We start from the raw sequence: 12,174 nt of genomic DNA, 5'->3' as shown, positions 1-12,174 counted from the left end.
GTCATCGACACGGTCGATTCCCTCTGACCGTAAGGACAGACAGGGACCCCGCGGCCCGAGGACAAATGTCGAATGCACTTGTCGACGCCGCGGCGACATCTTGGCCCACCGGCATCACTCAGGATCCACCTGTGTTCATGTGAGGCCCGCATTCGTGGTGACCTCGCATCTGTGCGATCTTTCCGCCGGCTCCATTCAGCAGCGGCCGCCTCGGCCCCGCCCCCGCCCGCCGGCGCGACCGCCACACCAACGATCAGCGTCCACGCGAGGTCCCCGACCAGGCAAGCGTTGCCCGATCAGCATTAGCGTGGTGCACATGAACGTGCGTGTAGCGCACGGGAAGAGAGGAAGCGGCTTCATGCAGTTGGAGAACCAGAGCGTCATCGTCACGGGAGGCGCCGCCGGTATCGGTGGCGCGATCTCGCGTGTTCTCGCCCGCCGCGGCGCCAAGGTCGTGGCGGTCGACGTCGATTCGGAGGCCGGAGCGGAGCTGGAGGCCGAGCTGGGCGCCGACGTCGCGTTCATCCAGGCCGATGTCGGGTTGCCGGAGACCGCCGAACTCGCGGTCCGCACGGCCGTGGAGCGTTTCGGCGGGCTGACGGGCCTGGTCAACAACGCGCACGCCTCGCGCCAGGCGCCGTTCGTCGATCTCACACAGCAGATGTGGGACCTTTCGTTCTCGACCGGCTTCGACGCGACGCGCAACTTCATGCTCGCGGCCCACCCGCACCTGGTCGGCTCCGGTGGATCGATCGTGAACTTCGGTTCGGGGGCCGCGCTCGTCGGCCAGCCCACGCAGGCGTCCTACGCCGCCGCGAAGGAGGCCATCCGGGGGCTCTCGCGTGTGGTGGCCAACGAGTGGGCCAAGGACAATATTCGTGTGAACGTGGTGAGCCCGATGGCGATGACCGCGGGCGTCAAGGCGTGGAGCGAGTCCGCTCCGGAGCAGTACGAGGCCTCACTCACGAAGGTGCCGCTCGGCCGCTTCGGCGACCCGGAGGCCGACGTCGCGCCGATCGTGGCGTTCCTGCTCTCGGACGACGCCCAGTACATGACCGGTCAGACGCTGATGGCCGACGGCGGCGCGAACAAGCTGTACTGAGCACGCTGGTGGAGCGGCGGGCCCTCTGTGTCAGGCGCTGGGGGATACAAGGCGAGCTACAGCGCCGAGCAAGGCGCGTGCGTGGAAGTCTCCGAAGGGCCCGTCACCGGCGTCCGGGCCACCGAACACCGCGAGGTCGGCGCGCTCTTCTTCACCGCTGGCGAGTGGCAGGCCTTTTCTGGACCGCTCAGAACGCCCCCCGCTGATGGCTCTCTGAGAGCGCTCGGCCCCGCCTGCCGGCAAACAGTAGGCGGGGCCTTGTCACCGGTGGCTCAGGCCGCATCGAAGCGCAAGTCGGTGATGGTGGCCAACTCGGTGCCGTAGCGGGCGTAGACCTTGGTGGTGTTCTCCCCCGTCAGCTCTGCTTCGGTGTAGCCGAGCAGGGCCGCCATCCGCACCACCTCGGCGCGGCTGTCGGCCTCGATCTCCAGGTAGGCGGGGATGCGCGGCCAGGTGTCGATCTCCAGTCGGGCCCCGTCCAGGGTGAAGCTGTGCCGGCGGTTCTCCTGGTAGGCCTTGGGGGCGTAGCCGAGCTTGCCCAGCAGGGTGTTGGTGGTCTCGAAGTCACCGACGGCCGTCTCGGTCTCGCGGGTGCCGCCGATGGTCTCGGAGTCGATCTCCTTGACCGTGAGGGTGACTTGGCTGCCGGTGTCGCGCAGGCGCACCCATCGGGAGGCGTCGCCGGGTGCGATGTCGTAGACGTAGCGGCGTTGGAGCACCTCGCCCAGGTCGGTTCCGCCCTTGTCGAGAATGCGTTGGGCCACCTGGCCGACGTCGATGTCCAGGACCTTGGCTTCGTACTCGATCGCGCTCACAGGATCGGTTTTCCTTCCGTGCCGTGTGCCGTGTGCTGTGGTGGGAGAAGAAGCAGGGATGGGGTGGGCGGCTGCGGCTCGGACGAGTCCGCAGGGATACGCCGGCATCCATGCGCCTGGTGGAATGGGCCGAACAGACAACCACAGAATTGCTTTCGAGCACACCTACCGGCATCGACCAGTTTCCGTTGTCGCTCCGGCAGAGCAGGAGAAGCCTTCCCTCACCGTCGAACACCGCCACGTTCGCGGAAGGGACCGAACTGTTGGGTTCGGGTACGTCAGGGTCGTCGAGGTAGTCGATACGTCGCCCCACGGATCACAACCTCTCCTCGCGCGATACGGGTGTGCCAAGCCGGAGCGGACGTGCGGGGCGCCCGGAACAGAGAGCTGGGTCAGTTCTCCTCCGCCCGCGCGGGGTGGAACGCCTTCATCGGTACTGCTCGGCTCGACCACTGGTGAGCTCTGGCTCGACTACCTCGCCGTTCTCCAGGTAGAGCGTCGTCCCCTCTCGGCGTGCACGAGCCCCTTGGACGATCCGGCGAGCGAGCCGGGGGACCGCCACCTTCTCCGTGGAGGGCACATCGTGGAACTCATACCCGGCCAGTTCCCCCGGGTCGAGGACGAACTGGTCCACCCATTTCTGGTCGAGCACTCCCCCATCGAACACGAACAGCTGTTTGTCTCCCTCAGAGGGGTTGGGAGCCCAATCCACGACCAGGAGCCGCCCGATCGGCGGGGTGATGCCCAGTTCTTCCTTCACCTCACGCACCGCCGCCTGAGTCGGAGTTTCCCCGGGCTCGATGTAGCCGCCGGGGATGTCCAGATAGTCCTTGTAGGTGGAGACCACCATCATCACCCGGCCCTGTTCGTCGAAGAACAAGACACCTGCGGCGACTCGGGGGCGGGCGAAGGATTCCGTGGGGTCAGAGGCCATGCTCAGACACTAACCGGCTTTGAATCAGTACATTCCCATCCGGTGCGCCAAATCCGCCGGCCTCCGGTCCCGCCTACCAGTCGCTGAGTCCGGCTTGCTCTCTTCATCCCGAAGCTTCTGTTTCAAATTCTCTGGGATCACCTCAGTGCTCCAGTTGTTCAAATCCAGCTACAGCGGAGGAGACAACAACTGCGTGGAGGTAGCGCGCTTGCCTGATCAAATGTGGCACAAGGCGAGCTACAGCGTTGAGCGAGGCGAGTTCATGAAAGTCTCACAGGGACCGATGACCGGTGTCCGGGACACCAAACACCGCGAGCTCGGCACACTCTTCTTCGCCGCCGACGAGTGGCAGGCCTTCCCCGGAACCGCCCGGAACGACCTGAGCTGGTCCTGAAGGAAACTCGACTCTGCCCGCTCAACGGCAGCGGGCGAAGCGCGTACTCGCCGTCTCGGTCCAGGTGGTTGTTTTCCACCTGGGCCTGACACAGAGGGCCCGGCCCGAGAACAGCCTCACCCGGAGGTGTTGAGGGAGAAAGGCACCTTGGGAGCCGCCCGGTCCCCCAACACGAGGTCCCGGTACGGCAGGGTCACTACCGGGCAAGAGCCCAAGCCCAGGAGCCGCTCGGTCTCCTCCAGCTCTTGGGCGACCTCCTCGCGGGCACGGTCGGAGACGATCTCGACCTCCACGAAAGAGCCCAGCCCTGCGACCGTGTCCACGACCACCGACAGTTCCGGCCGCCCCGGGTCGCGGTAGCAGGTACGCGATTTCTCCACCCGGGCCAGCAAGACCATGCCGAGCGCTTCCAACAGACGATGGGCGTGCACGACCTCGCCATCATCGGCCAGCGCCACGTTGGTCTCCTGTTTGGCCACAACACCGCCGCTACTGTGGGTGGTGGCATTGGAGGCAGGTTTGTAGGTCACCTCGCAGCCGCCCTCCCACTCGCGAAGCCGCAGGCACTCGACCGTCTCCAGGAAGTCGACGTCGGGCCTGCTGTAGTAGGTGTCGGCCTCCACCGCCGGCCCCGTGGGGGCCAGCCCCAGCTCCACCAGCCGCGCTTCCAAGAGCTCGCGGCTCTCCAACGCGCGTTTGCGCTCGATCTCGATCAGGGGCACCGAAGATCATTCCCTTCCAGGGGCCAGGGCCGCGTACACGCGGGCGAGGTTGTGTTTGCTGAAGGACTCTCGTACACCGGTCAGTGCCTCGGTCAGCATCGCAGAGTCCGACACCGGGAGGTTGCGAAAGAGCACGAGCTGCTTGGCGTCCCACAAAGGGTTGGCCAGCCGTGCGCTCAGGTACCGGTTGTAGTAGTGGCGCTGCATGGTGACGATGTCTTCGGCTTTGGCAGGCAGAAGCACGGTCGGACGGTCGTGGGTCGCCTGAGCGGAGTTGACCGCGATCTCGGTGAGCAGTTCATCGGTCGTCAGGTAGGCGTAGGTCTCTCGCCCCTCACGGATACTCCACTCGTTCCAGACCTGAGAGCACTCTGCGTTGCCCTCTTCCACAGCGGCCAGGAAGGCGTTCAGAGCCACGTCGGTGCACGTGTCGAAGATGTCCGTCAACAGTGCGGTGGTCGGCGTAGGGCTCACTGAGCGCGTCCAACATGTCTCGATAGGCCTTGGGCAACCACTCGGTACCGAGGAGGGTGTAGTGCACGATCTTGTGCCCGGTGCGCGCATCCAGCCATTCCCTCGCCAGCTGGCCGTCCAGCTCGGGGATGAAACCCAAGGCTCCAGAGCGCCACACGTGGTCGCGGAAGGTGAGGTAGTGGCGCTGGATCTCACGGAACAACCCGATGGGTGCGCTGATCACGGCACAGGTTCCCACGTCCAGGTCCGAGACCTCCACGATCCTTGAGTTCTGTCGGGCCATCACCTGGTCATGAATGTGGTGGTAGGGATGCCTTCCCTGGTCCAAGTAATGCGGGGTGAACAGGCGTAGGAACCGCAACCAGGAGGGCGCGTCGTAGGCGTGAGTGACTCGTTCGTGGATGCTCCGGTTCCGGACCGAGAACACATCCCGGTAGGCGAAGTAGCCGTAGGGTTCGATCACCGAGCCGAGCACGCGTATGAGCGAGTACAGCCCGCTGTAGCCACCCCCGTAGGAGTAGATCTCGTGCAACAGTGCCGAGGCACTGACGATGTCGGCGGGACGGGGCAGGAGCGACTCCAGGTCCTAAGCGAAACCGTGGGCGAGTTCGCAGGTGCCGACCTCGTTGAACTCGGAGACGGCTCGTGGCAGCGCGTGTGAAGTGACACCGGGAGCCTCGATCAGGGTCAGGTCCACAGGACCTGCTCCGTGCTGGTTCCCGCTCAATGCCGAGGCGAGGAAGCTCACTGCGGCTCCTCCTCCAGGGCCGATCTCCACCACGTGGGGGCGCTGTGTCTTCACCTGTTCCAGTGCCTTCAACACGAGGTACCCCTTCTCCTGGCCATGGGTGTTCGCTGCGACGTCCAGGTAGCGGGGAGCGGACTTGTGCTCGGTGGCGAACACGGTCAATGGACACCTCCTCGATCGGGGCGCCCCGCCACGTTCCGAAAGGCAGAGGCCGGATCGAGGCGGCGGCGGTACTTCGAGGAGAGCCGGAAGCGGCTGTGTGAAGCCAGGTTGAGACGGACTCAGTCACGATTCACTCAGATACTCACGCTCTGTGTGCGTGATAATCAGTCCTATGGACACCCCTCCTCCTGACGGTTTCCGGACCATGCTGACCCACTGGCGCAAGCAACGCCGCCTGATGAAGAAGGCTCTCGCCGAAGCCATGGGCTTTGATCCCTCCTACATCAGCCACGTCGAGTCCGGGCGATATCCCCCCAGTGAGGAGTTCGCGCGTCTGGCTGAGCAGAAGCTGTCCACCGGAGGAGAGCTCTGGCGGTCCTGGCAGGCAACGCCCGAGGCTCAACCCGCATCCACTGGGGGCGGGGAGTTGTTCGTCGACTCGGACCATGCCGAGCTGCGCTACCACGAGGGGACCTACACCGCTTCCATGCGGCGCCGTGTGGTCAACGGCGGCAACGAGCCGGTGACCCGCTATCTGGCGCGTATCAGTGTCGACCGTTACCCGGGCCGCCCCGAACTGTCGAACGAGCTCTACCGCAACCACCCCCTCACGTGGGAGCGGCTGAACCTGACCGCTTCCTGCAACGGTGAGCCCATGGCATGGGTGGCCAAACACGACCGGGATTCTTTCAAAGAGGTCTGGTTGAGCTTCGAGAACGAGCACTCGATGTTCCCTCTGTACCCGGGTCAGTCCGCCTTGCTGGAGTACTCCTATGTCGTCGGAGAGGACCAGTGGGGACAGTGGTTCCAGCGGGCCGTCCGGCTACCGACCCGGGCGCTGAGTGTGGAGCTGCGTTTTCCTGCCTCGCTCGGGCCCGGGGTGTGGGGCACCGAAACCTCCACCACCGCTTCGGCCGTACCGTTGCGCTCTGCGGTGCAGAGTCGCGAGATCGATGGCGAGATGGCGTTCACCTGGCACACGAACGACCCTCCGATCGGGGCCCGCTACCGGTTGGAATGGCGCTGGCGTAACAGCACCGAGCAGGACACCACCACACGCCCGTCGCTCCGTACGGCCAGTGACCGTATGCGGGCGGCCGGCATCGTGCAGGAGGGCGAGGAGATACTCGCCCAGATCGCCAGGTCCTTCCGTTGGCCTGAGGAGGCGGAGGAAGCCGGCGAGGTCATCGATCAACTGCACAGCGCCGTCCAGCGCGTGCGCGAACATCACCATTTCGGTAAGGGCATGGGGTTGGCCGCGCCGCAGATCGGCCTGGCCCGGGCGGCGGCCATCGTGTTCCCGCCGGATCCCGAGGCTGCTCCGGTGGTTCTGCTCAACCCGACGATCATCGGGGAGTCCTCGCAGACGGATTCGCAGTACGAGGGGTGTCTGAGCTTCTTCGACGTGCGCGGAATCGTTCCCCGTGCACGGCGTATCGAGGTCGAGCACACCCTCACCGACGGGACCACCGCCATCACCGTGTTCACGGACGCTTTGGCCCGACTAGTGGCGCACGAGGTGGACCATCTGTACGGGATGACCTACAGGGTACGCATGCTCGAGGGGACCTCACCCCTCCCTGTGGAGGAGTACCGAGGAACCGGGAAGTCTTGGAGCTACGACCGCAGCGCGGGGTGAGGGAAGTGCACTGGCAGCGGTCGGGGGCCGCGCCGGCCCCGTTGAGGGCTCGGCGCGGCCATCGATGTGTGAGCGCGGAGTGGGCTCAGAACAGGCCCGGGGTGAGGTGGTGGACCAGCCCGCCCACCAGAGCGGCCAGGGAGTAGCCGGCCAAGTGCCAGGCAACACATCGGCCCGCGCGGCGGGGTTTGCGGTGGCTGCGCGGACGGCGCGGCAGCGGCGGGGGCTGCGGCGGACCTCCCGGGCGCGAGGGCAGTGGTGGGCCATCGTCCGGGGCCGGCCGGGGACGCGGAACCACGGGCACCGGTGAACGGCCCGGCGAGGGTGCGGGTTTGCGCGGCCCCTCACAGACCCAGACGTCGCGTTCGGCCACCCGAGCGGCATGCACATCCATCCACGCGGGCAACGGGCCGTGAACCTGCCGGTAAGCCACCCGGGAATTGCCCGGCATCTGCGCAATCATCCGCTGCTCCCGGGTCAACGGCACCGAGCCACCGGGACGGGAGAAACGCCACCCCCGCGGTGTGTCCAGGACCGAACGTACACCGGAGGAGACCACCGCGGCGCTCATCGCTCCGCCCCGGTGGCAGGCGCAATGCCGGGTGCGGTGACCGCGAACTCGGCCCAGACCGCCGTGCCCAGACCGGAACAGAACGGAAAGTCCACCACCGCCCGGGAACCCCACGAAGTGGCCAGCTGTTCGATCAACAGCAACCCCCGACCGCGCTCGGACTCGGCCCACTCCTCCACTGTGCGGTGGTACGGGATCTGCGGGCAGGCAGGGGCATCGAACCGGGCACCGTCGTCCACCACGGACAGGCACAACGTCCAGGCAGCCGGCATGGACAAAGTGCGCACCACCCGCCCTCCCGACTGACCGGACCGGGAGTGGTCACAGGCGTTGGCGAACATCTCGCTCGCACACAGCACCACCGTCTCGGCCAGATCCGGGCACAGCCCTTCCAACCGGTGAAGGTCCGCCCGCAGATCCTCGCGCAGCCCTGCGGCCTGGACGAGATCACCCGGGTAGACGCGGCAGGGCCAACGGCGCCCGGCGAAGGGCGGGGTCGGGGTGTGCAAAGGCGCGCGAGGGCGAGGCACAATAGGCATGTCGGCAAGCTCCTTCTGTGTGTCAACAGGTGTGGTTGTCGGCTTGGGCTCTGGAGGCGCCGCAATCGCCCCCAGAGCCCGTTTTCATGTCAGCCGCCAACGAGGTCGGCGGCTACCCCGACGGTGAGCACGACCCCGACGGGAACTGGGCAGATTCTGGCCTCTTCTCCTGCGTCACCTCCTGCCACACGGCGTTCGCCGAGGTCGGACAGTCATCTTCCGCAGAACCGCGCCAAAATCTCGCCTCACCCTCTAAGCTAGAGAGCGACCCTCAAAGTTACAAGGCCTGTATTTAAAGTGGCCTGCATTATTGATATATGTCCTTTTTGGCGCGGTGAGAGGATGGAGGCGTCCCCTCCATCCCCGCGAGTCGACGGAACAAAGGAGGCCTCAGTGGCCCAGGGTTCCCCCGTACGCAGGCACTACCTGGTGAGTCAGCTCAAGCGACTCAGAACCCAGGCCAAGCTGTCCCAGGAGCAGGTCGCCAACGAGTTGGGGTGGGACACCAGCAAGCTCTACAGAATCGAGAACGGGCGGTTCGTCCGATTGACGACAGAGGCCGTCGCCGCCCTCTGCCGGCTGTATGGAGCGAGTAACGCGCTCCGGGAAGAACTGGTGGAGATCGCCAAGGCGGCCCGCAAGCAGAAGCCCTGGTGGTTCCAGCACGAGGACGTGGCAGGTAACGCCTTCTACAGCCTGGAGAACGAGGCGACCAAGATCCAGCAGTACGCCATGGGAGTGATCCCCGGCCTGCTCCAGCACCCGGACTACATCGAAGCTCTGATGTCCAGGGGCTTGGTCACCGACGCGGAGGAACGGAAGAAACGGATCGCAGCTAGGGTCGAACGCTGCACAAGCATCCTGGAGCGCTCCGGCCCACCACGGATCTGGGCGATCATCGACGAATCAGCACTTCGTTGCTTGGTCGGTGGCCCCCAAGTAATGCGCACCCAGTTCCAACACCTCANGCATGGCGCAGCCCTGCGGCTACACCTTGCTGCATCTCGGCGAGGCCGACCGGGTCGGATACATCGATGTACTCCCGAGCGGGCACTTCTTCGAGGGCGACAACGAGCTCACCGACCACGGGCAGAGGTTCGAATACATGCAGGCTGCGGCCTTGCCGTTGGACGACACGCAAGACTTCATTCGCCACTTGGCGGACGAACTGGAGAAGTCCTGATGACTGAGCACGAAGCCACCGCGGCAACATTCGGGCCTGTTTCCCCCTGGCACACCTCTACTTACAGTGCTGAGCGAGGCGAGTGCGTGGAAGTCTCCGAAGGGCCCATCACCGGAGTACGGGACACCAAAAACCGCGAGGTCGGCGCGCTCTTCTTTACCGCCGGCGAGTGGCAGGCCTTCCTCGGTACCGCCAGGAGCGATCTCCGCTGACCCCCTGACAACGCTAAGCCCTGCCCGCTGCCCCAGGGGCAGCGGGCAGGGCTCTATAAGCCGATCTTTGCCCAAACAATCAACACCCCGGGGAGCGATCTCTCACCCCTCTGAGCCAGTACGAGATTGCCGACATGCAGCGAGTATCGCGATCGGTCTGTACCTAATAATACACGTTGACGAGCCGATAAGTGACCACGACCAGACGAATCGTTCCCCGCCACGCGATGTCCGCCAACCGACGAAAATACGGTGGTGTGTGCATGCTGGAGCCGATGAGGTGATCTCAGCAGCTGGGAAGCGACAGGAAACCGGAAATCAAGAAGATAAGTGCATTCACGGGTGAACTTCGGTTCCCCTGCCACAGACGTGGATCCCCAGGTAGAAGGCGAGGTGTCGAATCTCCACCGGACCACCATGAAAGGCTCCACGTGATTCCCTATACTGCCCCCTCGACGTGGACCAGGCCACTGTTTAGAGCTCATCTTATTTGGATTCTCGATAACCTGGCTCCGTGTCGATGGTCGAGCGGTTGGTGCCGGACGGACCGTGGGAGCTGTTCCAAAAGGTGGTGCCCGAGGCGCCCACCCGGCCTCAATGTGGTGAGCGGCGCAGACACGGAGACCGTGAGGTGTGGGCCACGATCGTCTTCGTGACCACCACCGGCTGCACTTGGGCCCAGCTCCCGCAGGTGTTCGGCCCCTCCGGACCTACCGCGCACCGGCGTTTCACCGAGTGGAGTCGGGCCCGCGTGTGGGCGAAGCTGCACCGCCTGGCCCTGGACGAACTCGGCTCCCGCGGTGAACTCGACTGGTCGCGGTGTGCGGTCGACTCGGTGAACATGCGTGCTCTCAAAGGGGGGACCTGACAGGTCCGAATCCTGTCGATCGGGGCAAGAAGGGTGCGAAGATCCACTTGATCACCGATCGGGCCGGGCTTCCGATCTCCATGGCGATCTCGGGTGCGGACCTGCACGCCAGTCAAGCCCTACAGCCCTTGGTTCGCGCGATACCGCCCATCAGGTCCCGGCGTGGTCCCAGGCGACGCAAACCAGGCAAGCTCCACGGGGACAAGGGTTACGACTGCAACCACCTGCGCCGATGGCTCCGCGAACGCGGGATCCTCCATCGCCTGGCCCGCAAGGGCGTGGAATCCTCGAAGCGGTTGGGGCGAGACCGTTGGCAGGTCGAACGCACCATGCGTGGCTGGCCGGCTGCCGCCGACTGCACCGCCGTTACGAGCGCAAAGCTGAGCACTTCCTCGCGTTCGCCGGCATCGCCTACCCCCGCAGAAGCCGTCCCGCCGCTGACCCGCCCCCAGGTGGCCGAAGCCCGGCGCATGCGTGCGGTGGAACTCCTGGAACAAGGCCACTCCCAGTCCCAGCTCGCGCGCATGCTCGGAGTCACGCCAGAGAGCGTGCGGCGCTGGCAATGTCGGATGGAACAGGGCGGAATAGCGGCGCTGCGCCGCCGCCCGCCCACGGGGCGCCCCCGCAAACTCACCGATGAGCAGGTAGAACGCATACGCGCGGCCTTGGAGAAAGGCGCGGTGGCGCACGGGTTCTCCTCCGAGCTGTGGACCTTGGAGCGGGTAGGCCTGGTCGTCGAACGCCACAGCGGTGTGCGCCTGTCACGGGCCTCGGTCTGGCGGCTGCTCACCGGGCGGTTGGGGTGGAGCCTGCAACGGCCCCAGCGCAAGGCCGTTGAGCGCGATGAGTCCGAGATCGCCCGGTGGGTGTCGCACGAGTGGCCGCGCATCAAAAGGGGGCCTTGAGAAACCGGGCATGGATCGTCTTTCTCGACGAATCGGGCGTCTCGCTGCTGCCTCAGGTGCGCCGTACCTACGCACCCCCGTGGCCGCACCCCCACCCTGGACCACCGGTTGAACTGGAAGCGAGCGGGAATGGCCGCCGCGCTGGGCTACCACGCCGCCGAGGCCGGACGCAGGGCGCGGTTGTGCTTCGACCTGCGTCCGGGCAGCTATGACACCGAGGCGCTGATCGCAGTACTCGAACAGCTCAAGGCCTTCTACGAGGGCGAGCAGGTGGTACTGGTCTGGGACGGGCTCTCCGCGCATTGGAGCCGGGCCATGCGCGCTTGGGTGAACGGCCAGGACTGGCTCACCCTGGAGCGGCTGCCTGCCTACGCCCTCGAGCTCAACCCCGTGGAGATGCTGTGGCCGGCCATCAAGACACGGGAGTTGGCCAACGTGGCCGGCGACCACCTGGTCGACGTCGCCGACGCAGCAGAACGAGGTATCAACCGCATCTGTGAAGACGACCGACTCCCATGGTCCTTCCTGGCCCACACCGGGCTGGAGATCCAACCTCCAACCCCACACAACTAAAGAAAAACTCAGTATGAGGCATTCACCCGCCCGTTGGGCTTGAACGGGTTGCTATGACCAGAACGAATACCATCACTCACCGAAAATGAAACAGCCCTGTCGGCGGGCGGGGGGCAGGTCCCAGGCGGCCGCTGCTGAATGGAGCCGGCGGAAAGATCGCACAGATGCGAGGTCACCACGAATGCGGGACTTACATGAACACAGGTGGATCCTGAGTGATGCCGGTGGGCCAAGATGTCGCCGCGGCGTCGACAAGTGCATTCGACATTTGTCCTCGGGTCGCGGGGTCCCTGTCTGTCCTTACGGTCAGAGGGAATCGACCGTGTCGATGAC

Annotated in this window: 15 protein-coding genes and 1 pseudogene; 9 read left to right on the top strand and 7 right to left on the bottom strand. The window is 65.4% G+C overall.

Annotated elements, in window-relative coordinates; genetic code table 11:
* Window positions 1-316: 316 nt before the first annotated feature.
* Both D473_RS0123635 and D473_RS28595 read left to right on the top strand, forming a co-directional pair.
* A complete protein-coding gene (locus tag D473_RS0123635) occupies window positions 317-1,102 on the top strand; it encodes an SDR family NAD(P)-dependent oxidoreductase (RefSeq protein ID WP_241474864.1) in 786 nt (261 codons plus the stop codon).
* A gap of 27 nt (window positions 1,103-1,129) precedes the next feature.
* Entirely contained in the window at window positions 1,130-1,426 is a 297-nt protein-coding gene (locus D473_RS28595) for a DUF397 domain-containing protein (RefSeq protein ID WP_083918074.1), read from the top strand.
* Here D473_RS28595 and D473_RS0123630 read toward each other — a convergent pair.
* Window positions 1,375-1,917 carry a class IV adenylate cyclase gene (locus D473_RS0123630; RefSeq protein ID WP_017611517.1) on the bottom strand — a complete coding sequence of 181 codons (543 nt, stop codon included), beginning with the start codon at window positions 1,915-1,917 and terminating at the stop codon, window positions 1,375-1,377. The genes D473_RS28595 and D473_RS0123630 overlap by 52 nt on opposite strands.
* A gap of 427 nt (window positions 1,918-2,344) precedes the next feature.
* A complete protein-coding gene (locus D473_RS0123625; RefSeq protein WP_017611516.1) occupies window positions 2,345-2,851 on the bottom strand; it encodes an NUDIX domain-containing protein in 507 nt (168 codons plus the stop codon).
* 145 nt (window positions 2,852-2,996) lie between these two features.
* Between D473_RS0123625 and D473_RS26875 the strand changes: the two genes are divergently transcribed.
* Window positions 2,997-3,245 carry a DUF397 domain-containing protein gene (locus D473_RS26875; RefSeq protein ID WP_083918073.1) on the top strand — a complete coding sequence of 83 codons (249 nt, stop codon included), beginning with the start codon at window positions 2,997-2,999 and terminating at the stop codon, window positions 3,243-3,245.
* A gap of 116 nt (window positions 3,246-3,361) precedes the next feature.
* Here D473_RS26875 and cyaB read toward each other — a convergent pair whose 3' ends face one another.
* Genes cyaB through D473_RS27880 form a run of 4 tightly spaced genes read right to left on the bottom strand, consistent with a single transcriptional unit; the run spans window position 3,362 to window position 5,351 of the window.
* Window positions 3,362-3,967, bottom strand: coding sequence for a class IV adenylate cyclase (gene cyaB, locus D473_RS0123615; RefSeq protein ID WP_017611514.1), 606 nt, complete (start codon window positions 3,965-3,967; stop codon window positions 3,362-3,364).
* A 6-nt stretch (window positions 3,968-3,973) separates the two neighbouring features.
* Window positions 3,974-4,357: a hypothetical protein gene (locus D473_RS27890; protein WP_017611513.1), complete on the bottom strand. Its 384-nt coding sequence runs from the start codon at window positions 4,355-4,357 to the stop codon at window positions 3,974-3,976.
* Window positions 4,302-4,973: a hypothetical protein gene (locus D473_RS27885; protein WP_017611512.1), complete on the bottom strand. Its 672-nt coding sequence runs from the start codon at window positions 4,971-4,973 to the stop codon at window positions 4,302-4,304. The genes D473_RS27890 and D473_RS27885 overlap by 56 nt, the downstream gene beginning before the upstream one ends.
* Window positions 4,974-5,027: 54 nt before the next feature.
* On the bottom strand, window positions 5,028-5,351 hold the full coding sequence (locus D473_RS27880) for a hypothetical protein (protein ID WP_017611511.1): 324 nt from the start codon (window positions 5,349-5,351) through the stop codon (window positions 5,028-5,030).
* A gap of 172 nt (window positions 5,352-5,523) precedes the next feature.
* Between D473_RS27880 and D473_RS0123605 the strand changes: the two genes are divergently transcribed.
* Window positions 5,524-6,990: a peptide deformylase gene (locus D473_RS0123605; RefSeq protein WP_017611510.1), complete on the top strand. Its 1,467-nt coding sequence runs from the start codon at window positions 5,524-5,526 to the stop codon at window positions 6,988-6,990.
* Between the two features lie 567 nt (window positions 6,991-7,557).
* Here D473_RS0123605 and D473_RS0123600 read toward each other — a convergent pair.
* Entirely contained in the window at window positions 7,558-8,100 is a 543-nt protein-coding gene (locus D473_RS0123600; RefSeq protein ID WP_026127254.1) for an ATP-binding protein, read from the bottom strand.
* A gap of 342 nt (window positions 8,101-8,442) precedes the next feature.
* Here D473_RS0123600 and D473_RS25925 point away from each other — a divergent pair.
* The 5 genes and pseudogenes from D473_RS25925 to D473_RS0123570 all read left to right on the top strand — a co-directional run bounded on the left by D473_RS25925 (window position 8,443) and on the right by D473_RS0123570 (window position 11,841).
* Window positions 8,443-9,283, top strand: a pseudogene (locus D473_RS25925) (helix-turn-helix domain-containing protein).
* Window positions 9,283-9,495 (top strand): DUF397 domain-containing protein, encoded by a 213-nt coding sequence (locus tag D473_RS0123585; RefSeq protein ID WP_017611507.1) that lies wholly within the window; start codon window positions 9,283-9,285, stop codon window positions 9,493-9,495. Before D473_RS25925 ends, D473_RS0123585 begins: the two are co-directional and overlap by 1 nt.
* 514 nt (window positions 9,496-10,009) lie before the next feature.
* Entirely contained in the window at window positions 10,010-10,363 is a 354-nt protein-coding gene (locus tag D473_RS28590) for an IS5/IS1182 family transposase (RefSeq protein ID WP_017611506.1), read from the top strand.
* A 329-nt stretch (window positions 10,364-10,692) separates the two neighbouring features.
* Window positions 10,693-11,268, top strand: coding sequence for a helix-turn-helix domain-containing protein (locus D473_RS26985; RefSeq protein ID WP_338044164.1), 576 nt, complete (start codon window positions 10,693-10,695; stop codon window positions 11,266-11,268).
* Window positions 11,269-11,376: 108 nt separating this feature from the next.
* Window positions 11,377-11,841 carry a transposase gene (locus tag D473_RS0123570; RefSeq protein WP_206539038.1) on the top strand — a complete coding sequence of 155 codons (465 nt, stop codon included), beginning with the start codon at window positions 11,377-11,379 and terminating at the stop codon, window positions 11,839-11,841.
* Window positions 11,842-12,174 lie beyond the last annotated feature (333 nt).

This window comes from Nocardiopsis xinjiangensis YIM 90004, assembly GCF_000341145.1.
Classification (GTDB): Bacteria; Actinomycetota; Actinomycetes; order Streptosporangiales; family Streptosporangiaceae; genus Nocardiopsis; species Nocardiopsis xinjiangensis.
This window is presented reverse-complemented; position numbering and strand designations above follow the sequence as displayed.